The 26,482-nt window shown below is 31.4% G+C and carries 20 protein-coding genes; 8 read left to right on the forward strand and 12 right to left on the reverse strand.

Features of this window, described 5'->3' with window-relative positions:
• Nucleotides 1-35 precede the first annotated feature (35 nt).
• The 4 genes from B3I31_RS07910 to B3I31_RS07925 form a co-directional block, all read right to left on the reverse strand.
• Nucleotides 36-611, reverse strand: a complete 576-nt coding sequence (locus B3I31_RS07910; protein WP_125350689.1) for a phosphatase PAP2 family protein — start codon at nt 609-611, stop codon at nt 36-38.
• The gene (locus tag B3I31_RS07915; RefSeq protein WP_236688155.1) at nt 611-1,165 is read right to left on the reverse strand and encodes a twin-arginine translocase TatA/TatE family subunit; all 555 of its coding nucleotides are present in this window, start codon (nt 1,163-1,165) and stop codon (nt 611-613) included. The genes B3I31_RS07910 and B3I31_RS07915 overlap by 1 nt, the downstream gene beginning before the upstream one ends.
• Before the next feature lie 92 nt (nt 1,166-1,257).
• Entirely contained in the window at nt 1,258-4,173 is a 2,916-nt protein-coding gene (gene secD / locus B3I31_RS07920) for a protein translocase subunit SecD (protein ID WP_291087878.1), read from the reverse strand.
• Nucleotides 4,174-4,294: 121 nt separating this feature from the next.
• Nucleotides 4,295-5,143 carry a DUF6929 family protein gene (locus tag B3I31_RS07925; protein WP_291087881.1) on the reverse strand — a complete coding sequence of 283 codons (849 nt, stop codon included), beginning with the start codon at nt 5,141-5,143 and terminating at the stop codon, nt 4,295-4,297.
• Between the two features lie 123 nt (nt 5,144-5,266).
• Here B3I31_RS07925 and B3I31_RS07930 point away from each other — a divergent pair, with 123 nt between their 5' ends.
• The 5 genes from B3I31_RS07930 to mnmE all read left to right on the forward strand — a co-directional run bounded on the left by B3I31_RS07930 (nt 5,267) and on the right by mnmE (nt 10,372).
• Nucleotides 5,267-6,484 carry an MDR family MFS transporter gene (locus tag B3I31_RS07930; protein WP_291087884.1) on the forward strand — a complete coding sequence of 406 codons (1,218 nt, stop codon included), beginning with the start codon at nt 5,267-5,269 and terminating at the stop codon, nt 6,482-6,484.
• A gap of 37 nt (nt 6,485-6,521) precedes the next feature.
• Nucleotides 6,522-7,088: a cob(I)yrinic acid a,c-diamide adenosyltransferase gene (locus B3I31_RS07935; RefSeq protein WP_291071302.1), complete on the forward strand. Its 567-nt coding sequence runs from the start codon at nt 6,522-6,524 to the stop codon at nt 7,086-7,088.
• Nucleotides 7,081-7,713 (forward strand): thiamine diphosphokinase, encoded by a 633-nt coding sequence (locus B3I31_RS07940; protein WP_291071300.1) that lies wholly within the window; start codon nt 7,081-7,083, stop codon nt 7,711-7,713. Before B3I31_RS07935 ends, B3I31_RS07940 begins: the two co-directional genes overlap by 8 nt.
• A gap of 65 nt (nt 7,714-7,778) precedes the next feature.
• Nucleotides 7,779-8,513: an SIMPL domain-containing protein gene (locus tag B3I31_RS07945; RefSeq protein ID WP_115000467.1), complete on the forward strand. Its 735-nt coding sequence runs from the start codon at nt 7,779-7,781 to the stop codon at nt 8,511-8,513.
• 461 nt (nt 8,514-8,974) lie between these two features.
• On the forward strand, nt 8,975-10,372 hold the full coding sequence (gene mnmE, locus B3I31_RS07950) for a tRNA uridine-5-carboxymethylaminomethyl(34) synthesis GTPase MnmE (protein ID WP_291087887.1): 1,398 nt from the start codon (nt 8,975-8,977) through the stop codon (nt 10,370-10,372).
• Nucleotides 10,373-10,445: 73 nt separating this feature from the next.
• On the opposite strand, the gene B3I31_RS07955 is transcribed toward mnmE, so the two are convergent.
• The 5 genes from B3I31_RS07955 to B3I31_RS07975 form a co-directional block, all read right to left on the reverse strand.
• Complete coding sequence (locus B3I31_RS07955; RefSeq protein ID WP_291087890.1) at nt 10,446-10,625, reverse strand: hypothetical protein; 180 nt, start codon at nt 10,623-10,625, stop codon at nt 10,446-10,448.
• 275 nt (nt 10,626-10,900) lie between these two features.
• The gene (locus B3I31_RS07960) at nt 10,901-11,128 is read right to left on the reverse strand and encodes a hypothetical protein (protein ID WP_115000470.1); all 228 of its coding nucleotides are present in this window, start codon (nt 11,126-11,128) and stop codon (nt 10,901-10,903) included.
• Nucleotides 11,115-11,531 carry a DUF5675 family protein gene (locus tag B3I31_RS07965; protein WP_306822320.1) on the reverse strand — a complete coding sequence of 139 codons (417 nt, stop codon included), beginning with the start codon at nt 11,529-11,531 and terminating at the stop codon, nt 11,115-11,117. Before B3I31_RS07965 ends, B3I31_RS07960 begins: the two co-directional genes overlap by 14 nt.
• The gene (locus tag B3I31_RS07970) at nt 11,528-12,283 is read right to left on the reverse strand and encodes a hypothetical protein (protein WP_221854679.1); all 756 of its coding nucleotides are present in this window, start codon (nt 12,281-12,283) and stop codon (nt 11,528-11,530) included. Before B3I31_RS07970 ends, B3I31_RS07965 begins: the two co-directional genes overlap by 4 nt.
• A gap of 132 nt (nt 12,284-12,415) precedes the next feature.
• Nucleotides 12,416-14,044 (reverse strand): helix-turn-helix domain-containing protein, encoded by a 1,629-nt coding sequence (locus B3I31_RS07975; protein ID WP_291087893.1) that lies wholly within the window; start codon nt 14,042-14,044, stop codon nt 12,416-12,418.
• A 1,767-nt stretch (nt 14,045-15,811) separates the two neighbouring features.
• Here B3I31_RS07975 and B3I31_RS07980 point away from each other — a divergent pair.
• From B3I31_RS07980 to B3I31_RS07990, 3 genes are read left to right on the forward strand one after another with little or no spacing between them, the layout of a single operon-like run.
• Nucleotides 15,812-16,018 carry a hypothetical protein gene (locus B3I31_RS07980; protein WP_291059611.1) on the forward strand — a complete coding sequence of 69 codons (207 nt, stop codon included), beginning with the start codon at nt 15,812-15,814 and terminating at the stop codon, nt 16,016-16,018.
• A gap of 47 nt (nt 16,019-16,065) precedes the next feature.
• Nucleotides 16,066-17,574, forward strand: a complete 1,509-nt coding sequence (locus B3I31_RS07985) for a DoxX family protein (RefSeq protein WP_291059609.1) — start codon at nt 16,066-16,068, stop codon at nt 17,572-17,574.
• Between the two features lie 31 nt (nt 17,575-17,605).
• A complete protein-coding gene (locus tag B3I31_RS07990; RefSeq protein ID WP_280062949.1) occupies nt 17,606-17,881 on the forward strand; it encodes a DUF6520 family protein in 276 nt (91 codons plus the stop codon).
• 23 nt (nt 17,882-17,904) lie between these two features.
• Here B3I31_RS07990 and B3I31_RS07995 read toward each other — a convergent pair whose 3' ends face one another.
• Genes B3I31_RS07995 through B3I31_RS08005 form a run of 3 tightly spaced genes read right to left on the reverse strand, consistent with a single transcriptional unit; the run spans nt 17,905 to nt 24,716 of the window.
• Entirely contained in the window at nt 17,905-20,349 is a 2,445-nt protein-coding gene (locus B3I31_RS07995) for an alpha/beta hydrolase family protein (protein ID WP_291087896.1), read from the reverse strand.
• On the reverse strand, nt 20,336-21,715 hold the full coding sequence (locus B3I31_RS08000; RefSeq protein ID WP_291087899.1) for a RagB/SusD family nutrient uptake outer membrane protein: 1,380 nt from the start codon (nt 21,713-21,715) through the stop codon (nt 20,336-20,338). The genes B3I31_RS07995 and B3I31_RS08000 overlap by 14 nt, the downstream gene beginning before the upstream one ends.
• 4 nt (nt 21,716-21,719) lie before the next feature.
• Nucleotides 21,720-24,716, reverse strand: coding sequence for a SusC/RagA family TonB-linked outer membrane protein (locus B3I31_RS08005; RefSeq protein WP_291087902.1), 2,997 nt, complete (start codon nt 24,714-24,716; stop codon nt 21,720-21,722).
• Nucleotides 24,717-26,482 lie beyond the last annotated feature (1,766 nt).

Here is a 26,482-nt window from a genome sequence, read left to right on the forward strand (position 1 = left end):
GTTATAGACTTTTTTTGTATTTATTTATTATGAATCTAATTCTTCTTCAAATATTTTTTTTCTAAGAAATAATACAATTTCAAGAAAAGAATCGAGAAAAATATTCCGATTAGTGTTCCGAAAAATATATCTCCTGTGAAATGTACCCCGACATAAACTCTACTGTAAGCAACCATTAACGCCCAAACAATTAAGATATAAAGTAACCATTTGTAATAGCGTCTCAAAAGTATTCCAATAAAAATTGCAATCGCCATATGATTAGATGCATGCGCCGAAGTAAAACCGTATCTACCTCTACCCTCGCAATCTATCGGGCGAAATAATCCTTGAATCGACTCGGTGTAACATGGACGAAAACGTTGAAAAGAATTTTTCAAGATATTTGTAAATTGATCTGCACACGCTATCATCAGTGCAATACAAACTCCAGCCAATAAGGTTTTTTTCCAACCAAGTTTTACATAAAGTAAGATGAGAAAGATGACATACAACGGAATCCATGTTTTTTTATCGGTTACTAATAACCAAAACCAATCCCATTTTTCATTCCCTAAATTATTGAAATACAAAAATATTTGTACGTCCCAATCAAAATAATCTTGTATCATTACCTACTTACTGATCCGCCTAAACCTAATGCTTCGTCTACAGATTTTGGTTCTACAACAACCGCAGGTTCTTCCACAATTGGCTCAACCACATTTTCTATAACGGGTTCTGTTGTTTCTTGCACATCCAATTCCAAATCCTGTACAGGATCTACAGCTTTCATAGTTGGTGCATCATCTTTCAACGCTGCATTTACTGTATTGTCTTGATGAATAGCTTGATGCATTTCATCTACTGGATTACGAACTTCATCAAATGATTTCTGAAAATCTTCCATTGGATTAATTTTCGCAAAAGAATCTTTGACTTCATTCATTGGATTTAACTCTTTTATGGTATTCTGAATCTCTTTTGTAGGATCAACATCCTGAACAGGATTCATAATCTCTTGCTTGATATCTTCAGATGCTTCTTTTAATTTGCGCACAGCAGTTCCCAAACCACGAGCAATTTCTGGAATTTTATCTGGTCCAAAAATCACTACAGCAACCACCATAATAATCACGACTTCCTGGAAGTCTAAAAACGCTGGGTATATTACTAAACTATTCACTAAACAAATGTATAAAATCTAAATTTAGTAGAAGAAAAAAAGCCATCAAATTTCTTTGATGGCTTTCTTAAAATTTATTTAAAATTTGAATCTTATTTATTCATTTGACCTTTTTTAGTAAAGTCGTACAATAAAGGAGATGCAACGAAAATAGACGAGAATGTACCAATTACGATACCGATTAATTTCGCAAACATAAATCCTTTGATTGATTCTCCACCAAATGCAAAAATGATTAATACGATTAAGAACGTTGATAAAGACGTATTAATTGTACGTGATAATGTTTCTGAAGTAGAAATATTAATAATATCGTACAAGTTGTGGTTTTTCTCAACTGTTAAATTCTCACGAATACGATCCAAGATAATAATCGAGTCATTCATCGAATAACCAATTACCGTCAAAATCGCCGCGATAAACGCTTGGTCGATCTCCATGTTGAAAGGTAAAATTCCTTTGAATAAAGAGAAAACTCCTAACACAATAACCACGTCATGCGCTAAAGCAATGATAGTTGATAATGAGAATTGCCAACGTTTGAACATCACGATTAAGTAGAAGAAAATTGCAACTAATGCTAAAGAAACCGCTATGTAAGAAGCTCTTGTTGTATCATCGGCAATTGTAGGACCTACTTTTGCAGAAGACATTAAACCAATTGTAGCATTATCTTCAGAGAAATCTTTTTCAGACATATTCGCTGGTAAATAAGATTTAAGACCTGCATATAATTTGTCTTTAATCTCATCATCTACATTTGTTCCATCTTCGTCAGCCTTGTATGCTGTTGTAATTTTTACTTGATTTTGACCACCATACGTTTTCACCTGTGGTATCATTTTTTCACCATCTAACACGAAAACATCACCCAAACTTTCAGAAATTTGTTGAGGATCTACATGTTTATCAAAACGAACTGTATATGTACGTCCACCTTGGAATTCGATACCCATATCAAATCCTTTTGTGAAAATAGAAATTAAAGCAACGACTGTTAAAACAATTGAAATCGCATAAGAGATTTTTCTTGTTTTTAATAAGTCAACTTTAATATTTTGTAACCAGTGCGCTGTAAATGATGTATAAAAAGGAACAGATTTTCCTTTTGCTAAACGTCCTTCTACAAAGTAACGTGTAATAAAAATCGCTGTAAATGTTGATGTAAAAATACCAATCATAAACGTTGTTGCGAAACCTACAACAGGACCTTTACCAAAGAAGAATAAAATTAATGCTGTGATAAATGATGTCGAGTTGGCATCAATAATTGCAGAGAAAGCTCCTTTCCATGAATAAGCGAAATCTACTGCTTGACGTAATGATTTTCCTTTTCTTAATTCTTCTTTTACACGTTCGTAAATCAAGATATTCGCGTCCATTCCTGTTACCAATGTCAAGATAATCCCGGCAATACCTGGTAAAGATAATGTAGCTTTTAGCGATACTAAGAATCCTAATAAGAATAATAAGTTAATGATTAAAGCAACGTTAGCATAGATACCTGCACGGCTGTAGTAAAATACCATCCAGATTAATACCAATGCAAATGCACAACCGAAAGCGATTAACGAACTGTTAATTGCTTCTTGTCCTAATGATGGACCAACAACCTCTGCAGAAACGATTTTAGATGAAGCTGGTAAAGAACCTGCTTGTAAAATGTTTGCTAAATCTTTTGCTTCATCAATTGTAAAGTTTCCAGAAATAACAGAGTTACCTCCTGTAATTTGATTACTGATATTTGGCGCAGAATATACCATATTGTCTAACACAATTGCAACACCTTGACCTGGTTGTCCAGGACCTGCAGGTTTCAACTCGTCTGTAATACGAGACCACTCTTGTGCTCCGACTTGATTCATTTGCATTGTAACAACAGGCTCATTTGTAATAGAACCAGGGTTACGCTCACCAGCAGCCGAAACTACTTTATCTCCTTCGATTAATGGTTCTTGCGTTCCATTTTTACCTTTTAAGACATAAAACTCTAATAATTTAGGAGCAGATTTATCATTTGCTTGTTTACCTAAATTCATTGGCTTATTCGCCCAAGAGTATTTATATCCTCTAATGTTTGCTGGTAATCCAGGTACAAAACCTTTGTCTTGCATCACACGATTTACAACAGCTGTATCTTTTACATTAACAACAAAACTTGCGTTAGAACCAGCCGGTTGCATAACTTCTGCTAAAGTTTTGATTGTTTGTCCTTTCTCATTTTTTACATTATATTTTTCTGTATTAACGCTAGAAAAGTATTGTAAAACAGTAGGATCTTGACGAACAACTTGCCAAAACTCTAATTTTGCTGTAGATTGTAATAATTTTTTTACACGGTCAGTGTCAGAAACACCTGGTAATTCTACCAAGATACGTCCATCACCTTTATCACCTAAACGTTGAATTACTGGCTCAACAACACCAAATTGATTAATACGAGAGCTAATTACATCATAAGCTGTTGCAACTTTAGCTTCGATATCTTTACGGATTACTTCTTTTACCTGATCGTCAGAAGCATTGTACGCAATTTTATCCGCATTGTTTTTGTTTCCAAACAAATCTGCAGCTGCGTATTTTGTTCCTCCTTTTATTTTATCAAATTCTTGAAAAAATAATTCGACATAAGGTACGTTACCGTTTGTTTTTTGAGCTTTATCTGTAGCGTCCAAAGCCGTTGTCAACATAGGGTTTTGACTTTTCGCTGATAAATTCTCGATTAAATCTCTTTCAGAAACTTGTAAAATTACGTTGATACCACCTTTCAAATCTAATCCTAAATTGATTTCATTGTTTTTGGCATACCCATAATCGTACTTAATAATTCCCAAATCAAGAGGATGCTGAGCCAAGCTATCTAAAATTCTTGGTTCGTCTTCTGGCTTACTCGCCAAGCGCGCCGCCTCATGCTCCACTTTAGTTGTGTACCAAGTATAACTTAGTTGTCTGATACACAAGAGACTTAAAATAATTGCAAATGCTGCAATGAGCCATCTTCCTCGCATAATGTTTAATTGATAAATAAATTTTGACGGACAAATATAATAGTCTTGAAAATACTTTCACAATTTTTTAAGAATAAATCGAAAATCGATGTCCGTATTTCGAAATTCTTTATTCAAAAAATTAGATTTCCTTTTGGTATTTGTAGATGTAAATTGACGCTTTATTGGAGTCATCATCATTATCTTCGCACAAATACAAGGTATAATTCTTTCCAGATTCTTTATACAACGCTAAACCTTCGATTTTCTTATCATCAGAAATTTTTTGCCAACGCGTAACTTCCATCGCAACCAAATCTAATTCGCCAATAATAGAACCTTTTATTTCTCCATTAAACTGAGTTGTACTTTTAGATTCTACTGTTGCTGTAAACAAAACTTTTCCATCTACTAAAATAGCATCTGAAAAAGTAGTGGTTTCATTGTTAATTTTAGGCAAAGTGATTGGAAAAAAATCAATTGTTTTCCCTCTCAAATCATTTATCTTGCCTCCCACTCTATAAATTCCGTTTACGCCAGCAGGACCATTTCCTCTGTTGAAAAAATATGTACAATGTCCATCTGTAATAATTCCTTCGATGTTAAAATCTTTTTTAGATAAATTTGAAACCTTTAAAAATTCATCCAAAAGAAAACTATAATTATCGTTTTGTACCTCTTTGGTTTTGATGTTATATGAAATCAAATCGAAACGATTTTCTTTAGAGCCCGATCCAAGAATGTACAAATGATTGTCAAATTTTGTAATCGCTTCAAAATCTGGTTTATCTTTTTTAGTGATATGTTTTGATTTTACTTCTGGATTCAAATCAACTTTATCCACTTCTTTTTTCTTTTTATTGTAAACGTACAAATGTGCTTTATCATCGGAAATCGTGTAAACATGGTGTTTATCAACCACTAATCCAGACGCCGCTCCAAGCCCATTTATGACAATTAAAACCTTAAGAATGAAATTGTAAAACAACATAGATGTAAGATTTATTTTTAAGAGGTTTCAAAAGTAATCAAAGAATATCAGAAACCTTGATAAATAACCATTTTTTTGAAAAAAAAGAACTTAAATTTGTAGCACTTAAAAGAAAATTGAGAGATGAAAAAAATTCTAAAAATTTACATTGACGCTTACAGCGGACTTTCGAAAGAATCTTGGATGTTAGCCATCGTAATGTTGTTGAACCGAATGGGTTCGATGGTTTTACCATTTTTAGGAATTTATATGATCTCCGAATTAGGATTTTCTTTAGAAAACTCGGGAATAGTTTTGAGTTGTTTTGGAGTTGGTTCTGTAATTGGTTCTTGGCTTGGAGGTTGGATAACAGATAAAATCGGAAACTTTAAAGTACAAGCCATCAGTTTATTTCTGAGTGCTCCGATGTTTTTGATTTTACCTTATTTTAAAACGGTAGAATCTTTTGCTGTTATTATGCTTGTTTTGAGTATTATTAGCGAAATGTTTCGTCCTGCAAACTCAGTTGCCATCACGCGTTATGCAAAGAAAGAAAATATCACTCGTGCTTTTTCGTTGAATAGAATGGCGGTTAATTTAGGTTTCTCAATTGGTCCATCAATGGGAGGTTTTTTATCTAATTATTCGTACGATTTATTATTCTATTGCAATGCAGGAGCTGCTTTGGTTGCTGGAATTGTATTCTTTGTCTTTTTCAATGGACGAAAAGAACGAAATGCTGCTACAGAAAATATTTCTGATAAAACAGTTGTCGAAAAAGAACGTAATGCATACACTGATACACCTTTCTTAGTATTCAATCTGTTTTGTGTATTATTCTCTATTGCATTTTTCCAAATCCTAAATACACTTCCATTATTTTACAAAGATGTAGTTCATTTAACACAAACAGAAATTGGATTATTAATGGGATTCAGTGGAATAATCATTGTTGTATTCGAAATGTTATTGATCCATTACACCGAAAAACGATTTTCAGTTACTCAACTTTTAGTTTTTGGTTCATTTGTCACAGCAATTAGTTATTTTATCTTCACATTTAGTCACACATTAGGTATGTTATATTTAGCAATTGGACTAATGTCTATTGGAGAAATGCTTGTTTTACCTTTGATGTCAACGGTAACAGCTTTTCGTTCGCAAAAAAATAACCGAGGAGCTTATATGGGATTGAACGGAATGACAGCTGCAATTGCCTTTATTGTTTCGCCATTTTTAGGAACTCACATTGCTACCGATTATGGTTTTAATATACTTTGGATAATCACCACAGTTATTTTAGTTATCGTAGGTATCGGATATCACTTTTTTACTAAGCCACTTTTACCAAAAAATATTTAAGATTTTCTTATCTTCGATAATTATAAGTTGAAATCACATGAAAGTATATACAAAAACAGGAGACAAAGGAACAACAGGTTTATATGGAGGAACACGTGTCTCTAAAAATAGTTTAAAGATTGATTCTTACGGAACAGTTGACGAATTAAATTCTTATTTAGGATTAATTCGTTCATATGAAATTGATCCAGCATTAGAGGAAGAAATTATCATCATCCAAAAAGGTTTATTCAATCTTGGTGCTGAATTAGCTACACCAGTCGATAAATTATACTTGGCAAATGGTAAACCTCGTATTCCGAAAACCGTTACTGAAGAAGATATTGTACAATTAGAGGAATGGATTGATGATTTGGAAGGACAATTGGAACAATTGACACATTTTATTCTTCCAGGTGGAAATCAACCAGCTTCTCATGCACATGTTGCGCGTTGTATTTGTCGTCGTGCCGAACGTTTGACAGTTGGTTTGGCCGAAGAAGAAGAAATTCGTCCAGAATTACAAAAATATTTGAATCGTCTTTCTGATTATTTATTTGTTTTAGGTCGAAAAATTGCCACAGACAATAATCACGAAGAAGTAAAATGGATTCCAGGTGAATAAAAAAGCACTTTTATTTTTGAATGGCGAAATCCCTACTATTCTGCCTGATACATCAAATTATGATATGATTTTTTGTACAGATGGTGCATTTCATTATTTACAAAAATTACATATAACGCCCGATGTTATTTCGGGCGATTTTGATTCTTTTGAAATCAGTCAGTTTCCTCCTGAAATAGAAGTTATTTCTACTCCTGATCAAAATGACACAGATTTTGCAAAAGCCTTACAAATCATTTTGAACAAAGGTTTTGAACAGGTTGATGTTTTTGGAGCAAGTGGTCGTCAACAAGATCATTTTATTGGAAATTTGAATGCGGCTTATCGTTTCAAAGATCAAATCAATATTTTATTTTACGATAATTATAGTCAATATTTTTTCGCAGAAAAACAAACGAAATTAGAAGGCTATTTTGGACGAACAATTTCGCTTCTCCCCTTTCCTGAATGTAAAAACATTGTCACAAAAGGCTTGGAATATCCATTGAATAATGAAGATTTAAATTTACTTTCTCGTATAGGAACTCGCAACAAAGCCAATGAAGATGTGGTTACAATTGATTATTCAGAAGGTAATTTAATCATCTTTATCATCGATCAAGAATTTCCTATTTTGATTGCTTAATTTCACTATTTTTAGTGAAATACATCTTTAATATTTTTTGTACATTTACTGAAAACCAAATTACTATGAATAAATTTTCAGTTATTGTAGCATCTATTTTAGCCGTTGGGTTAATTGCTGCAACATGTATATTAGGAAACGCTTACAAATACAAATTCAGAAGTTCTGAATCGATCAATGTTACTGGAAATGCTTTGAAAGATTTTAATGCTGATTTAGTCAAATGGCGTGCAACTTTTAGTCGCAAAGATTATGATTTGCGCATTGCTTCGGATCAATTAAAAGCTGATCAAACGGTTGTCAAAAACTTTTTGATTTCGCAAGGAATCAATCCAAAAGAAATTGTTTTTGAAGCGGTAAATATTTCAAAAGATTTTCAGTACGGAACAGATGCAAACGGAAATTCGATTAGTCAATTTACTGGTTATAATCTATCTCAAGACGCAACAATCGAATCGAAAGAATTGGATAAAATAGAAAAAGCTTCGCGCGAAATCTCTACATTAATTAGCCAAGGCATCGAATTGAGTTCATCTAATCCAAATTATTATTACTCGAAATTAGAAGATTTAAAACTTGAATTGATTGCACAAGCTTCTGAAAATGCAAAACAACGTGCAGAAAATATTGCTACAAAATCTGGCACTAGTTTAGGAAAATTAAAACAAGCCGATTTGGGTATTTTTCAGATAACAGGTAAAAATGATAATGAAGAGTATTCTGCTGGTGGATCATTTAATACAACATCACGTCAGAAAACGGCTCAAATTACTGTGAGAGCAAGTTATAACTCAAATTAAAAAATAAAAAAAAGCTTCTTAATTTATAAGAAGCTTTTTTTTTATTTAAATACTACTACAAGTAATACCAAAATAGATATTACAATAAGTACATCTACAAATTTAATTCTAAAATTACCAATTCCAAAACCTCTTTTTGTAGCATAATTTTTCTTTGATGACATTATAAATTCCAATTTCTAAAAGAAATACTAAAAGTGTGCCAATTATCTATCAAAATCTAATTTTTTATAAGTTGATGATAATTTAGAATCATAGGATTAAAACCATTTGACTAAAAATTTTAATTTCATGATCCTCAAATTCTTTCCTAATAGCATCAGATGTAGCAGTAATTAGTTCAGGTTAAAAAACATCCCTTTTTAAGTATTAATATATTAACAGTAAATATTTTTACATTTTAAAAAATTATCATATAAATTATAATTTTCCAACAACTTATTATGTTGTAAATTTGCCTTATGCTAAACAACGATACAATTTGTGCATTGGCAACTGCCAATGGAATGGGCGCTATAGCGGTTATTCGTATTTCTGGACCAGAATCAATTTCTAAAGTTGCTCAGATTTATCAATCAAAATTTAATTCAACTAAATCTTTGAATGACGCTTCTTCTCATACCATACATTTGGGTTATGTGATGGATGGAGATACCATTGTTGACGAAGCATTATTCTCAATATTTAAAAATCCTCATTCATATACAGGTGAAGATGTCGTAGAAATTTCGACACATGGATCGATTTATATTCAGCAAAAAGTTTTAGAACTTTTAAATAAAATAGGCATTCGAAATGCCAATCCAGGTGAATATACTTTCAGAGCCTTTTGGAATGGTAAAATGGATTTAACACAAGCAGAAGCTGTTGCTGATCTTATTTCTTCGGATTCTAAGGCTTCGCACGAAATTGCTATCAAACAAATGCGTGGAGGATTCTCTAATCAAATCAAAGATTTAAGAGAACAAATGATCAATTTTGCAGCTTTGATGGAATTAGAATTGGATTTTTCTGAAGAAGATGTTGAATTTGCAGATCGTACACAATTTTATGATTTATTGAATAAATTACAATCCATCTTAAAACGTTTAGCTGATTCTTTTGCTTTTGGAAATGTTATCAAAAATGGAGTACCAGTAGCTATTGTTGGTGCGCCAAATGCAGGAAAATCTACTTTATTAAATGCATTATTAAACGAAGAACGTGCTATTGTTTCGGATATTGAAGGAACAACTCGTGATACCATTGAAGAAACCATTTATATTGACGGTGTTGGGTTCCGTTTTATTGATACAGCTGGAATTCGAGAAGCTGGCGATACGATAGAACGGATTGGAATTGAAAAAACATTCGAAAAAATAGACAATGCTTCTATTATCATCTATTTGTATGATGCCAATATAACTGCTGATAATCAAATTGCGAATCAGTTAGATGATTTGCAACGTAGAGGAAAAATCTTGTTTAATGTTGCCAATAAAATTGATGTAAACAATAACGAATCAGCTATTTCTGATGCTATCAAACAAGAGTTTAAAGATGTTGTTCATTTAGAAATTTCAGCTAAAGATCAATATAATATCGAAGCATTGAAAGAAAATCTGATTCATCAAATCAAATTGAAAGGAACAAATCAGGATGACACAATCGTTACGAACTCTCGTCACTTAGAAGCATTACAAAACACACTTTCTCAAATTGGAAAGATCAAACAAGGAATGGACATGGGACTTCCTGGGGATTTGTTAGCAATGGATATCCGTGAAGCTTTAAGGTATTTGGGACATATTACAGGTGAAATAGATGTGGATCAAGATATATTAGGGACGATATTTGGCAAGTTTTGTATTGGGAAATAATACTTATTAAAAATTATGTTATATAGAAAAAGGTTTTCAATTAAAAAATTGAGAACCTTTTTCATTTTTGGTTTTACGATTTCATCTTAAAAGCAATCAAAAATTCGTCAAAAGTTAGGAAGTCATTTTTCTCTTTACCGATTATCTGCTTTGCTCTATTGAGTAAGCGTAGACTTTGCCTATACCCCTTTCCCGTAATAATTGATACATCTTTCGGATAAATCACCATTCTTTGTAATTCGTTATTTTTCATTTCTGTAATAATTAGCATTACCTCAATGAAACTTAAATGAATGTTGTTAAAATTTACATCAATAAAATAAGATTTCCAAATCTTACTTGTAATCAAACACTTAGTCTTCGTCGTAAGGGTTGTTTTTCTTATGCAGTAAGTATGATGTTCCATAACTGCATATTGCTCCTACTATTCCCATACAAATCGTATAAACAAGTTGTTCCCATTGAATGGTCGCTACCAAACTTGTCATTGTTCCTCCTATTGTTCCAACAATTAACGATGTATTACTATTATTCATCATCATTACTTTGGTTTTTGTCGTTTACCGTCAATTGACTGACAGCTGATATTACTCCTCCTGCTACGGTCAAATAACCTCCTATCGTCACTAATGTTGCTGGTAATGCTATAGGAGCAGCAATTAATACACCTCCAATTGCAGCTAAGGTTAATCCTATATTTCGTAGTTGTTGGAATAATTTAGGTGTAGGTGCTGTAAAGCGATTAATAATTGTCATGTTGTTTACTTTTAATCCTTAAACTTACTTTTTGATCACGATCAAGTTTATCATTTACTAGAGTTTTAAGTTTTGTAAATGCTTTTCTTGATAACTCTCCTCTCCCTTCACCTGTTAATATGGTTACTGGAGCTATACATCCTTGTAATTCAGTTTTTGCATGATTGGCAGGATGAATCAAAATCAATGAACGATTGGGTACATTTGTAATCAGAAAATGTTGACCAAATTTTGGTGAGCTTCTCTTTTGGATTGCATAACATCCTTCTGGTATACATGAATTGCGGGGTTCGTTCTCCTTCCATGGTAACTCGATCGTATAACAAATAAACTTATCGTTGATGAATAAGCTACCATTTGTACCATTCGGATAATACATTCGTTCTACTACAATTGTCATCATGGTAAATTGATTTCGATTAAATGTGCTGCATTAAAACTTCCATTTTTTAATGGATACAAAACGGTATTCACCTCTTGGTAGAATTCGATTCCAATTGCTAAAGCGATTGTATGTTCTGAATTTGGAGGAAGATTGTTCAATAATTCTACATCATTCACTTCTACCTCATCGTATGGATAATAATCGGTATACGATGTTTTGGTAATGTATTCGTTCTTCTCAAAATCAATTTCTGTAGAAGCTGCTACAAATCGGTAATTGGTAGCTCCTTGTGGTGCTATTATCACATCTAAGGGTTTGTATGCTTCTAATGTAAATTTTGTTTCACCAGAAGTACGTTCTATATCTACTTGTACAGGAATTAATACCGTTTTCAACCACGCTGCACCTGCATTAAAATCAAAGCCTTTCATCAGTAATTGATTTCCTTTGTGTACATTTCTTTGTCCACGAGCATTTGTAGTATCTTCTTTTAGGATACCATGCATTACTTTTGTGAGACGACTTGATAATTTGCTGTCTTTTGCATTTTTTATGATCGCATTGAATGCGTTTCGTAGTGTTTTTCCAGCAGTACCTGCATTCTTAAATTCTTGCATATTTTCTCTGGTACGCTGAAAACGCGGATCACTCATTATGGTATTACGGTCTATAGAACTTTTTTCTCTTACCATATAACCATCTTTTGATTTGTAGAAGTTTAAATCTCCGATTGAACCTCTAAGTTTTAAAAAGCCTTTTTGCTTTGCCATTTTTTTAAATTTTTAATTAAACATTGATCTCCATTGCGCAATGGTTTTGTAAAGTTGCAACAGCAATATGTTTAAAACAATAGCCAAGTCTTTTTTAGCACTTGTATGTCAATGTATTACACTAATATACCATTATGTACTTTCTTTATTTTTTTGTTTTTGAATTTTAATAAAATCTAAGGGACGCAATCCTGTTTCACTGTAAAAAACATTTGAAAATTGTCTTGGATTCATATAACCTGCTATTTCTCCTAATGCCCCTACACTATAATTATGGTATTGTGGCTGTTCTTGTAATAAATCAGTAATAAATTTTATTCTCAACCGATTGATGTACGATGAAAAATTAATTCCTTTGTACTGATTGACACATTTTGATAAATAAGTGGTATTCGTTGAAAAAGATTTTGCTAAACTTACCACTGTTATATTAGGGTTTAAAAATTCTTTATTTTGTTCAAATTCTTCAAATTTTAATAGTAAACTTTCAAATGCCTCTTTGTTCAAATCCTCTTCATCTTTAATCGATAGTCTCCGTTCTGTGTAACTTGATTGAGCTGATTCTTCTATAAACAAATTGAACTTTTCTATTAACCGTTTGTTTTTATTTCTCGTTTTTACAATTCCTACGATCAATACTATAATTCCAGTAAAAGACGTAGCCAATACGTAATATAATTTTTGAGATTTATTCAATATTTTTTCCTTTAATTTAAGTAATTGCACTGTGTCGTATTCTTTGTACACCACTTGTATCATTTCTGCATCTAACTTATAATTTAACTCATCCATTTTTAGTAATTGATTGACAATATATAACTGTCTGCTCGTATCAGAAGCTGCTAATGCCTCATCTAAAATGTTTTCGTATATTGGTCTGTATTTAATTTCTAAGAAGTTGAATTTATTGAAAATACTATCTATTTTGTTAAAATATATTATTTTATGTTGTTGATTATTCAATTTATCAAATCCCTTTGCTTTGTAGTAATAGATTTTGGTTAGTGTATTAAAATCATTCGTTTTTATTAAAATATCTTCTTTAGTCGATAATATATGAATAGCCGTCTCAAATTGATCATTTAAAAACTCATCAATAGCTTTATTTATTGTAAAATACCTTAAAAAATACTCGTTATTATCAAGTTTGCTTTTATTTAATCCTAATTGATTAAATTCTTTCGCTTTTGCTTTGTTACCAACTTCTTGATGGAGACATGCTAATTGATAAATAGAATTTAATAAATAAGCTTGGTAGTCTTTATTCTCTGGTTTTGTTTGGAAAAAGTTTTTACATTTAAGTAACAATTCTTCTGCTTGGTTATATTGATGTAATTTTATTTTAATCATCGCCATGTTAAATGTTACTTTATGTAATAAATATTGGTCTTTTGAATATTTTAACTCCTGATCAGCATTTAAGTAATTTTGCAACGCGTCTCTATAATATTTTGCTTTGTAATACGCTAATCCTTTTGATAATAAAGCTGTTGCTATTAAATCTTTATTTTTTAATTTCCGGGCAGTAATTATCGCACTATCTGCATATTCTATTTGAGTATTTAAATGACTTGAAAAAAAGACTCCTTCTTTATAGGCGTAAAACAAATTTAGCTTATCGTTTTGTTTTTTAGCATTTCTAATATAGGCTTGCACATATAGCATCGCATTTGGATGAGTCTTTTCATGTATTAATTCATCCAATCTTTCGATTAAATAGGCATTATCTTTTAAAGCTAATGAATCAACTTGATTAGCCATTATTATAAGCGGAAGTAGTAAGAGTATGCATGTGCAAATTACAACTCTTTTCATGGTATAGATTTATTGATTACTACTAAAATACTTTATTTTATATCGTAAATCGTTTATTAAGTACTTAATCGTTTAAAAGTGTACAATTTATAAATTATACATTCTTTTTATAAAATGTACTTGTTGTAATCTTTGTTGTTCTATAAATATCTCTAGTTTTGAATGTCTTTGAACAAATAAGTCTAATCGATTACTTCAAAGAAACTTAAATGATGAATAAAAAAGAGAAGTTTTACTTCTCTTTTTTATTACCTCAACTTTATTGCCACTCTACTGCCACTATGTTGCCTTCATCTTGCCTTCATCTTGCCTTCATCTTGCCTTGATGTTGGGAGTATGTGGTAATGTGGTAATGTGGTAATGTGGTAATGTGGTAATGTGGTAATGTGGTAATGTGGTAATGTGGTAAGCAAAATTAAAATTTTGAAGTAAGGTTTGTTTGTTTTTTCTTATTAATTTCTTCGTTCTCTTTCGTGATGGATTTTGTGATTCTGGGGTTGTCGAAGAATCTCTTCTTTTTTCATTTTTTATTCATGAACTATATTATTTTATGAATATTGAATTCATATGCTCTTCGGGGAAGTTTTGATACAAAAACATTTGAAATTAAAAATTTGAGATTAAGAGGAGGAGCCACGGTGTGGCTCAGGTATTCCTTTTCATTAATGTCACTTTTTACTTGACTAAAAAGTAACCAAAAAGTCAAGGCTGTAAACCTCTCTACTAAAAATGTTCTCATTCCACTAAACTTTTTACAAACCCTACGGGCTAAAAACTTTTTAACGTTACATTCAAACATTTTCTTAACGTGAGAGTTTTAATGCCAGTTCTTTATTCTTTTTCTAAATTCAAATTCACTTTTAACAACAGATATTGTCATTCTGGTCTTGTCGAAGAATCTTATTTTCATTTTTATTAATGTTTTTGTTAATTCTATTTTAAACGAATTCATGTACCCTTTGGGGAAGTCTTGACACAAAAACATTTGAAATTAAAAATTTGAGATTAAGAGGAGAAGCTCCAGTGGAGCTTAGGTAAAATTGTTAAAAGTTGATTAATAATTATATGTTCATTTTTATTCATGAGTTATTATTGTTTTTAAATGAATTCATATGCCCTTTGGGGAAGTCTTGACACAAAAACATTTGAAATTAAGAGGAGGAGCCACGGTGTGGCTCAGGTATTCCTTTTCATTAATGTCACTTTTTTATTCATTCCTTATCTATTTTAATTATTTGCATTCATATGCCCTTCGGGGAACAGACTAAAAAGTAACCAATACTTCGGAAGGCTCAGCACAAGCAAGTCAAGGCTGTAAACCTCTTTACTAAAAATGTTCTCATTCCACTAAAGATTTTAAAAACCCTACGGGCTAAAACCTTTTTAACGTTGCATTCAAACATTTTCTTAACGTGAGAGTTTTAATGCCAGTTCTTTATTCTTTTTCTATATTCAAATTCACTTTTAACAATGGTTTTTGTCATTCATTATTATCGTCTAAGTCTTCGATACAACGTTTTGCAAGCGCCACTCTGACTGACGATAATAAGAAGCTGAAAATGAATTCTGCTTGATGATTTTTTCGGTTTTCTTAAAAATTGGAGTGTATGAATTTATAAATTAGACAGGCATTTTATGTTTTTGACGCATTAACATACCTCCTATTTTTTGTGCTGAACCTAATTTCGGTACAAACTTTAAAAATGAGAAACTATGAAATCTTTTTATTTAATTGTACTTGGGTGTTTTGTATTCAATAGCTGTATAGAAGATGAAAATATTCTAATTGACACCCCGATTCATTCAGAACGTATTACTTCTTCTTTGAAAGATAATATTAAGGATAGTATATCTTCTAAAAACGATCCTCCTCGTGATAAAGATCCCTATATGAGAAATATTGATGAAGATGAAAACTGATGTTAGATGTTAGAAAGTTATTTTTTAAGAATTAAAACTACTAAAAGATGAGAAAAATTGCACCGTTTATACAAACGCTCATCTGCTACCTATTTATCGTTTTGTTTATTTATGCAGCTGTGAGTAAACTAATGGATTTTGAGAATTTTCAAATTCAATTGGCACAATCACCATTACTAAGTGCTTACGCAGGATTTATTTCTTACGCCGTAATTATTGTGGAAATTCTAATTGTATTATTGCTTTGTATCAAGCGAACACAACAAATTGGGTTGTATGCTTCTTATGGTTTGATGCTCGCGTTTACAGGTTATATCTATCTGATTATTAATTACAGTGATTTTGTCCCATGTTCTTGTGGAGGAATTCTAGAGAAACTTGGATGGACAGAACATTTGATTTTCAATCTCGTTTTTGTTGGATTAGCTGTAATTGCCATTTACTTAGGTGAATTATTAACGTTTCAAAAAAGTAAACGGAAACTATTTGTTACCTTCTTTACTATTTCTATTGTTTCAGTTGGAAGTGTTATTATGCTATTTCTTACGTCTGAACACATCATCAAACAAGAAAATAATTTTACCAGAAGGTATTTACAACACCCAATTATCGAAGAAAAAGCGATTGATCTAGGCGCTAATTCCTATTATTTTGCAGGATATGAAAATAATATGCTGTATTTAGGAAATTATACTGCTCCACTTGTTTTAACGAGTGTTGATACCAATACAGATCAAATCATTTCCAAAAAGATTGATTTGGACTATAAAGATCATCCTTTTAAATCCATTATGATGCGTGTCAAAAATGGTGACTTTTATTTGTACGACGGAACAGTTCCTGTTATTTATAAAGGAAAATTAACCAATTTACATGCAGAAACCATCAGTTTGAATGATGCTTTTTTCAATCAATTGATTGTAATTGATTCTACCAAATTTGCTATTCGTACTCAAAGTAGCACAACGAAAACACAAGTTTTGGGTCTTTTAAACTTAAACAAAGAGCCCAAAGTAAAGTTGTTTTCAACTGTACTCGAAAAACAAATTGATGGTGTTTTTGATACAGATGGATTGTTAGTTTTTGATTCATATTCAGATGAACTGGTTTATACTTATTACTACCGCAATCAATTTATTGTTATGGATCAAGATTTACACATCAAACACAAACTAAATACGATTGATACTACTTATCAAGCAAAAATTGAAGTTAGCCATCTATCGGATGGAAAAAATAAAATGAGCGCTCCTCCACTTTTAGTGAATAAAAAAATGGTTGCACATCGACATCTCTTGTTTAATATCTCTAAGCTAATGGGAAAATTTGAATCCCCAAAACAGTGGAAACAAGTGGATGTAATAGATGCGTACCGAACAGATCGTAGGCATTATATCGGAAGTTTTACTGTACAACATCGCGAAGAAAACAAACTTTCTGATTTTTTAGTGACTGATTCTCATTTTTATGCACTAATTGGAAACGAATTGATTGTTTATAAACTAAAGCCGGCTATAACCGATCAGTTTAAAACAGGAAAAGCCGAAAACCTGTAAAAAAGTAGGCAAAACTAAAATTCACATTAAAATGAAAAATTTAAAACAAATTATTTTACCAGCTGTCATTGTATTAATGGGGACTGGTGCTGCTTTCGCTACAAATCAGGCGAAGAAAGCTGGATGGGATCCTGGAGATCCGATTTATCGTATCGATCAAGAACAGCCATGTACATTGGTTGAAGATTTTGAATGTAGCAATGTTATAGGTAATTTATGTACTTACCAGCCAGGTGTACATCTTTACGGAATGGATGAAATTTCGGGAACAGCTTGTAATGTTCAATTATTTGAAAAAACAAATTAATAATTTATAAAAGGAGACAGCTTTTACAGCTGTCTCTTATTTTTAATCCACTCTATTTCAGTGTTTTTTAAATAAAAATCGAACCAATTTATAATCCTCTGATTTAAATCTTTTGCCTTTGATGGATTCATAATCACATGCTTTTCATTCGGATATAATAACAACTTTCCTTCTTTTTTTAAAAGTCTCATTGCTAAATACATGCTAACACTTTGTTCCCAATTGACATGATAATCTTCTTTTCCAGTCCATATTAATACAGGTGTATGTAGGTTTTCTAATTGGAGTAAAGGAGATTGTTTTAAATAATTTTCTTTTGAATCATAAAACATTGAACTCATTTTAAAAAACTCATCCTCAAATCTCCAAAATTGTGGTTTTGATTTATTCCAATCCATCGAAAAGTACCAATTTACAATATCAGAAACACCTGAGCCACTAACAGCGGCTTTAAACATATTCGTACGATTTACGATATAATTTACCTCAAAACCACCATAAGAATGGCCTATTAATCCAATTTTATCTCTATCAATATTGGCTTCTTTTAATGCTTGATTGGTTGCCTCAACTGTACATTGTAGTGCTGATTCGCCTGGTTGATCTAAATCGACTATGATATCTGGTAGTAAGACAAAATAGCCTTGTGATGTATAAAAATCAGTATTGAAACCATTAGCTGAACTTACTTCTGGCAATTGAAAATCATTCACTAAATGTGATTGCTTTTGGTAGATATGGACAATCATCGGATAATATTTGGTTGTATCATAATCAAACGGATAATACAATATTGCTTTTACTGATTTCCCATTTATAATAGATTTTATTTCTTGAAAACGACGTTTTTGAACAATCGAATTAACTGCTTCAACCCGAATGGTTGCTTTATTCTTCTCATCTATTTGAACAATACGAGGAGATTTTAAATAACCTTGCTCTATTACATACAAATTCTTATTTTTTAACGAAACTTTCTTAACATCTTGCGATGTGTTATAAATTTCATTTAATCGATCACAACATTTATAAATTTTGTACTGATTATTTTCGTTTAAAGATTGCAAATAAATGGTTTCATCTACTTGATTTTTAGCTTTATTTCTAGTTATTAAAAACGTAAAAGTACCCGTTTGTTTTGTAGATTGAATTAATTGCTTCAGCTTTTTTGTATGAAGATTATATTCCCATATCCCTTCTTTAGCTGTTAAAAAAACACGTGAATTATCATAAAATTTAGCTGGCTGAAAAGCTTCATTCTTAAAATAATCATCAACGGAGAAACCAGCTTTTATTGAAGTGGTCAAACTTTTCTTTTTATCTTCTAATACATCATATATCCACCAATTATTTTCTTTGAAATAGATAAATTTATTGTGATCAGAAAGTATTAATTTATTTCTGTTGTAATCGTCAAAATCTTCAACTATTAGCTTTTGATTCATTGTTTCTAGATCTATTAACTTAACATCAACATGATCCCGTAAATGACGATAACTTCTGTATCTATTCTTGTCGAATAAAAGTAGATATTGCGTTCCTAAAAATTCGTAATTGACGTCCGTTAGAGAAATTCTGTTTTTCACCTCTCCATTATTCAATTGAATAAAAATCAATTCTTTTTGACTCTTCGGTTTTTGAATAATAATTTGATCATCAGAGGTATCCCAAATTTCTACTTCTTCTGATTTTTTTAAAGTATAATCAGATTGAAATGTATTTTCTAAAATGAGTAAATTATTGTCTTCATTAATAATCTTAAGATTTATACTCTTATTTAAGTCATGAAGTAATTTAACCTTTGTCCCATTACTTTTTACATAAAATAAATCTTCTCCTTCTTGTTTAATGTAGTCATATTGATTGAATTCATTCCATCTTAATGACTGGTACTTAACACCATCTATTTGAAAAAGAAGATTAATATTTTTATTCAATTCATACACATCAATGGTATGATTTGTTTTTTCAATTACTAATTTATCATTTTCCCATTTGTAATCTATTACATCAATAAACTTTATTTCATTTCCTAATTCTCCATTATTTATTGTATTAATGTAAAGCGTATTACCTTCTTTTTTCGCTACAAAAAATTGCTTATTAAAAGTTTCAATCATTTTCTTATAATGCGGAATTGTTTTTTTATTTTGACTTTGGATGTTATATAGTACAAGACCTTCATTTTTTTCATCATATAAAAAATACTTATCACTCAACCAATGATAATTCATTATTCTACCAAGTCGTATTTCATCTGCTTTTTTATTATTTTTCAAATAATAGACAGGCAATTCATGGTTTTTATTTTTAGTAAATAATATATTTTCATTGTTTGCATCTACAAATTCAACGGTATAAAATTGATTAAAATAAGTTTCCAATGAATCTAATTTCTGTTGTTGACCAGAAATATAAATTGAAATTAAACAGATATAAAAGCTTAATATAAATCTAATAGCCATCATTTTGGGGTTTTAAATTATTATTCAATAAAATCTCCTTTTCTGGTAAAGGCAATTTTTCCATAAATGGTTTCCAAGTTGGTATACTATTTTGTAATTCATTTAATCGATTCCATCGTTTCAAATCAAAAAAACGATGTCCATATTCTGTAAATAGTTCATGTTTATATTCATCTAAAATCGCTTGCTCTAAGTCATGTTGAGATAAATTAGAAAGCATAGGTAAATTGGCTCTTTTACGAATAAGGTTTAAATCATTTTCAGCTTCTCTAAAATTGGAAAGCTGAAAATTAGCTTCTGCACGTATCAAATACAATTCAGCTAATCGAAGTACCACACTATTCTCTACATTAACTGTTGACGAAGCATTGGGCGCTTTGTATTTGTATGGTTGATACCAAGTACCCTGATTGTTATTTAATTTCTTTATCCAAATTTCTTTTCTTTGATCTCCATTCTCGAAAGAGTTGACGAAAGTGGGTTTTAAACTTACAAAAGCTGGTGGTAGAGCATTTAACATAAAAACATCTGCTTCCAAGGAATTTCCAGTTGCTAAATGAGGCGAAAAACACCATAGAATAGATTTACTTTCTTTCAAAAATTCTTTGCTAAGATCTTGTTCTAATGTAACACCAGCCGTTTGAATAACATCATTTGCATGCTGTTTGGCTTTTTCCCATTGTTTGGTTTGTGCATAGTATTTAGCTTTTAAAGTTTTTAACGATGTAAGATTTAACCGTGTTTTAGATGTGTTTTTCGTTCCTTTCAAAAACAATTCTTCTGCTACTAAATAATCTTGCTCTATTCTTTCATAAATTTCCTTTTCTGGTGTTTTATGAACAAGTTTATTTTGCAAATAATCTGTCGTTGTGATGTATGGGATTTCGCCAAACAATTGAGTCAAATACATGTGCAACATTCCACGCATTGTATAGGCTTCTGCTAATACTGTTTGTTTGTATTGATTTTCTAATAATGTACTTTTTTCTACCCCCTCTATCAATGCATTTAATCGATATATTTGATTATAACTTGTGTTCCAGCTAGTCAACACCAATTCATTTCGAGTGGATAGCGTATGTTCATAAAACTCTTTTTGACCAAGTAAATTGATGGAATATAAGTCGAGTTCATCTGTGTATAACCCCAATAAATACGTCATACCAGAATTATTACCAGTTAATAATCCGTTATCTCTTAAGCTTGCATAGATATTTAACAATGCAGCATCTGTCGTTTTTTTATCTTCAAATACTTCTGCGCTTACAAGTTGAGTATTTGGTGTATCAAGATCTAAGAAGTTGTCGCAACTTGTCAAAAGAATTAAAGCGATTAATCCTTGTTTTAAGTGTATAAAAATTGATTTCATAATGTTAAAAGTTTAATTGTAATCCAAGTGTATATTCTTTCAGAGGTGGCAAATACCCTGATAAAACAAATTCGGGATCAGCACCAAAATAATTGGTTAGCGTCCATAAATTTTGTCCGTTGAGAAACAATTTTAGAGAAGAAGTGTTTGCAATTTTAAATTGATAGGAAATGGAAATATTCTTTAAACGGATATAAGAACCATCACTTACCGATTGATCACTTTGTTTAAAATTATTATAGGCTTGCGAAGCGAGCGTTTGGCTTCCAGTACTGTATCGTTGATACTTGGCTGATGGATTATTCGGTGAATAAGCATCTAGAAACTCTATCGGTTGATTGGTTAAACTTCCTGGAATGAAACTCTGAGCGATATAATTGATACTATTTTGTTTCACGAATTGAAACAGTACATCAAGTCCAACGTTTTTATACTGCACTTGATTTGACCATCCTCCAAACCATTTTACACCCACATTTTTAATAACCTGCTTATCTTCAGTATTTATTTTTCCGTCTTGATTAAAATCTTTGAATGTATGTAATCCAGTTATTGGGTCTATACCTGTCCATTCGTATAATTTTTTAATTGTAATGGGTTCACCAATAACATAAGTATTGGCATAAGTAGAACCTTCTAAATCGGGAAATGACACTAATTTATTTTGTGGAAATGATAGATTCAAGGCTGTTTTCCATTGAATAGCGTTTTGCAATGGTTTTGCTGAAAGTTCAATTTCAATTCCTTTGTTCTCTACTTTTGCAGGTAAATTAGATTGAATGGATGAAAAACCTGTTGTTCCTGGTAAAGGGATTCCGACCAATTGATTTCCAGATACATTTCTATACCATGCAAATGAAAATCCTATTCTATCTCTAAAAAAAGATAAGTCAAGAGCGAATTCTAATTTCTTATTTTTTTCCCAACTAAAATTAGGATTGTACAAACTATTTGGCTCTAATCCTGTAACCTGATCGTACGTTCTTGCCTTTGTAACATAGGTATCCAAGTATTGATAATCACCAATCAAATCATTACCTGTAATCCCATAACTACCTCTTATTTTTCCGAAACTTAACCAAGATGATTCGTTGAGAAAGTTTTCTTTTGAAAAAATCCAAGCTGCTCCAATTGCACCAAAATTCCCATATTTAAAATTTTGTCCAAAACGACTTGATCCATCACGACGACCAGTTAAGTTTATAAAGTATTTGGATTGGTAGTTATATCCAAATCTACCGTAAACAGATTGATAGGTATAATCTATGATAGGTTGTGCACTAATTGTTTTTACACTAGCAGAAGATAAATCGTTTAACAATGAGTTACTCAAAAAATTAGAAGCCGAAATTCCTAATCCATTTGTTTGTCTGTGTTGAAATGTTAATCCAACAAGATTTGTAAAATGATGTTGATTTATACTTTTATTGTACTCTAATCGTGGTTCTATGTTATACGACATAACTTTCTGATCGTATCGTAATACGTTAGATCGTTCACTCCCATAATTATAATTTGGGTTGTATATCGTAGATGGACTTACCCGATTTTCTATTGATTGACTATAATAAATCCCTATATTATTCACTAAACTTAATCCTTCAATTAATTGAATTGAATTCAAAATAGCATGATTCATCATATCACCATTACTAGTATAATAGCTTCTGAGTGCAGCTAATGGATTTACAAACGTATTGTTTTGCCAATTCAGTTCACCTTGTTCATTGTATAAATTTGGGGCATTCGGGGCTAAGCTTATAACACTTGAAAACAAATCGGTAGAAGGTAATTTATTGACAGATCTACTTAAATTACCTTTGTAACCAATAGAAAATCGTTGATTAGGAGAAGTGTAATTTAAACTTATTAAAGCAGTAGTCTTTTTTAATCGAAATGGTTCTGGATAAACAGTTGTTGCTTCAAAATGTCCCATACTCATTAAAAATTGAAATTGATCTGAGGCTGCGTTTATACTTAATTGGTTATTGTTTTTAGAAGAAATGTGCCCTACTAATTCGTTAAACCAATTGGTTGACGAATTTTCATCCCATCTTCCATTTATATCATAGGCATTGGCTGGATAAGTTTTAATTCCATCGTTTTCAAATGCTGTTCTTCTCATTGCTAAATAATCAGACGTATTCATTAATCTTAATCGATTCATTACTTTACCAACTGTGTAATCTGAACTATAGGTGATATTTAGTTTTCCACTTTTCCCTTTTTTAGTTGTAATCAGTACCACTCCATTGGCTCCACGTGAGCCATAAATAGCAGTAGCATCGGCATCTTTTAAGATTTCTATACTTTCTATTTCTTTTGGATTCAGAAAATTAAGAGGATTAGATTCCCCATAAGGTAGAATACCAGACGACAGCCCTACACTTGTTGTATTTCCACTTCCAAAAGGAACACCATCTACAATATAAAGTGGTTCGTTTCCTTCTCGTCTTAGGCTATTTCGACCTCTAATTTGGATATCAAACCCACCACCTGCATTTCCAGAGTTTTGTATAATACTCACACCAGCCATCCGTCCTTGTATGGCAGAAAGTACATTATTCACAGGCTGATTTTCAATTTCCTTAGCTGTAACACGTGCAATAGATCCTGTTCGTTCTTTGTCTTTTACAGCATAATATCCTGCATTAATCACCACATCTTTCAGCTGAATCCCCTCCTCCACTTCTTTTGTGAAACGTACATTGATCACGCTTCTATTCAATACCTCTTCTTCTCGAATAGGGAAATCCAATTGCTCAAAAATTAGTTTAGCATTATCTTGTTGTAAAATCAACGAATACTGTCCATTATCATCGGTAAAGGTGGAATTATCGGTTCCCTCCTCTTTTACCATTACGCCCACTAGCGGGACTTGTAGTTCTTTTACCGTTCCAGTAACGGTTTTACCTGTTTGTGCTAACAAGGGTGTTGCACAAAACAATCCCAATAATACAGTAAATGACTGCCTACTGAGTTTGAAGTAAAATTTTTTCATAATTTTACATAAGTTTTTTAATTCAACATTTGTTTTAAAAGCCACTCCTTTTCCTGTACATCGCGCCAACTTTGTTTTTGGGAAAAGGGGTTTTGTTTTTTTACGTTATACGCTTAACGTTTTACGTTTTTATTCTTATTAATACTCAAGTTCACTTTTTAACAACAAATTTTGTCATTCTGGGCTTGTCTCAGAATCTCATCTCGTTGGTATTCTTAGCTTGTCGAAAAATTTCTTCCTTTCATTTTTTTATTCATTACTTATCTATTTTTATTGTCGGTATTCATATGCCCTTCGGGGAAGAGCATCCAAAAAAACGAAACAAAAAAAGATGCCGACAGTAGTCTCTCAATGATTCAACTAAATAAATTATTTCCATAAAGTTGGCAACTCACTCCACTCAAACACTCCAACTTTTTTTATTCCAATAATTTAGAGTTGAATTACATTTCGATTCTAAATCGTCGGATTTTTAATTCTTATTTATATACTCAAATTCACTTTTAACAACGAGTTTAGAAACGGTCATTGCTGAAAAGTCGAGTGTCAATTAGGCGTAAAGAGCGTTAAAATGATTTATGTTCGCATTTCATATGCGAATGTTCTAAAGCATTTAGCGAGTAGCCGTTATTGACCGACTTGTAACAATTTTACCTAAGCTCCACTGGAGCTTCTCCTCTTAATCTCAAATGTTTTTGTGTCAAGACTTCCCCGAAGGGCATATGAATTCATTTAAAAACAATAATAACTCATGAATAAAAATGAACGTAATAAAATAATAACTCATGAATAAAAATGAACATATAATCATTTTATTATTATCGTAAATTCAATTTAGAATTTCATCTCTATTTTTTCGCGCGCGCGTGCCTGTTTATACTATTTCCCTCTTAAAATATCCCCCTCCGACAAGTTTTAAAAATTACATTAATAAATGAAAAAAATTAACACTAATCATTTTATGAAGATCATTTATACTCTTTGTGTTGTCTTCGGGGGATAGAGTGTGAATCTGTTTACTCTTTCATGATTTTACATTAGTTTTTTAATTCAACATTAGTTTTAAAAGCCACTACTTTTCCTGTACATTGCGCCAACTTTGTTTTTAGGAAAGGGGTTTGTTTTTACGGTTTACGTGATACGCTTAACGTTTTACGTGTTTTTCTTTCTTGCTGTCACATTGAGTGATTTTCGTTTCATAGAAAAAGAAAATAGTATCGAAATGTCTTTTCTTTATTTATCATTTTTTTCTTCAAACTTTTACCTTAATGCAAAAGTTACAAAACATCAAGTCTTTGATTTTCGACGGTCAAAATTAGTTTCAGTCATTCAATATTTTAAATCATTTGCTACGTAAATAGTAAAACATTTTAACCATTTTCTTCAACTTTTTGACACTCGCCTCCAAATCATATGACATTTTCTAATCCTTTTTCAAATACATAATACATTGTACTTTTTACATCGTACAACTCTCAAATCTCAATACTAAAATCTAACATCTCATCTGTACATTTTACTTAATACATAATACATTTTACAACTCAACATCGATACACGAACCTCGAACAAACCATACGGAACGCATATACAATGGATACAGAATGGATACAGCGCGGATACACAACCGATACAGAAAAGTGTCATTTTGGATATACACCGATACAAGAATTTAACACTTTTTAACACATTTTCTGTCATTTCAAGAAATCTTTTTTCATTTTTTGAGCGCAAAAAACGAAACAAAAAACTCTTGTCTTTGATTT

Origin of the sequence: Empedobacter sp. UBA3475 (genome assembly GCF_002378465.1) — a bacterium.
Taxonomy (GTDB): domain Bacteria; phylum Bacteroidota; class Bacteroidia; order Flavobacteriales; family Weeksellaceae; genus Empedobacter; species Empedobacter falsenii_B.

Excerpts from the sequence above, each read along its gene's own strand:
- B3I31_RS07910 (WP_125350689.1), bottom strand. The coding sequence starts at position 611 with ATGATACAAGATTATTTTGATTGGGACGTACAAATATTTTTGTATTTC.
- secD (WP_291087878.1), bottom strand. The coding sequence starts at position 4,173 with ATGCGAGGAAGATGGCTCATTGCAGCATTTGCAATTATTTTAAGTCTC.
- B3I31_RS07925 (WP_291087881.1), bottom strand. The coding sequence starts at position 5,143 with ATGTTGTTTTACAATTTCATTCTTAAGGTTTTAATTGTCATAAATGGG.
- B3I31_RS07930 (WP_291087884.1), top strand. The coding sequence starts at position 5,267 with ATGAAAAAAATTCTAAAAATTTACATTGACGCTTACAGCGGACTTTCG.
- B3I31_RS07935 (WP_291071302.1), top strand. The coding sequence starts at position 6,522 with ATGAAAGTATATACAAAAACAGGAGACAAAGGAACAACAGGTTTATAT.
- B3I31_RS07945 (WP_115000467.1), top strand. The coding sequence starts at position 7,779 with ATGAATAAATTTTCAGTTATTGTAGCATCTATTTTAGCCGTTGGGTTA.
- mnmE (WP_291087887.1), top strand. The coding sequence starts at position 8,975 with ATGCTAAACAACGATACAATTTGTGCATTGGCAACTGCCAATGGAATG.
- B3I31_RS07955 (WP_291087890.1), bottom strand. The coding sequence starts at position 10,625 with ATGAAAAATAACGAATTACAAAGAATGGTGATTTATCCGAAAGATGTA.
- B3I31_RS07960 (WP_115000470.1), bottom strand. The coding sequence starts at position 11,128 with ATGACAATTATTAATCGCTTTACAGCACCTACACCTAAATTATTCCAA.
- B3I31_RS07965 (WP_306822320.1), bottom strand. The coding sequence starts at position 11,531 with ATGATGACAATTGTAGTAGAACGAATGTATTATCCGAATGGTACAAAT.
- B3I31_RS07970 (WP_221854679.1), bottom strand. The coding sequence starts at position 12,283 with ATGGCAAAGCAAAAAGGCTTTTTAAAACTTAGAGGTTCAATCGGAGAT.
- B3I31_RS07975 (WP_291087893.1), bottom strand. The coding sequence starts at position 14,044 with ATGGCTAATCAAGTTGATTCATTAGCTTTAAAAGATAATGCCTATTTA.
- B3I31_RS07980 (WP_291059611.1), top strand. The coding sequence starts at position 15,812 with ATGAAATCTTTTTATTTAATTGTACTTGGGTGTTTTGTATTCAATAGC.
- B3I31_RS07985 (WP_291059609.1), top strand. The coding sequence starts at position 16,066 with ATGAGAAAAATTGCACCGTTTATACAAACGCTCATCTGCTACCTATTT.
- B3I31_RS07990 (WP_280062949.1), top strand. The coding sequence starts at position 17,606 with ATGAAAAATTTAAAACAAATTATTTTACCAGCTGTCATTGTATTAATG.
- B3I31_RS07995 (WP_291087896.1), bottom strand. The coding sequence starts at position 20,349 with ATGATGGCTATTAGATTTATATTAAGCTTTTATATCTGTTTAATTTCA.
- B3I31_RS08000 (WP_291087899.1), bottom strand. The coding sequence starts at position 21,715 with ATGAAATCAATTTTTATACACTTAAAACAAGGATTAATCGCTTTAATT.
- B3I31_RS08005 (WP_291087902.1), bottom strand. The coding sequence starts at position 24,716 with ATGAAAAAATTTTACTTCAAACTCAGTAGGCAGTCATTTACTGTATTA.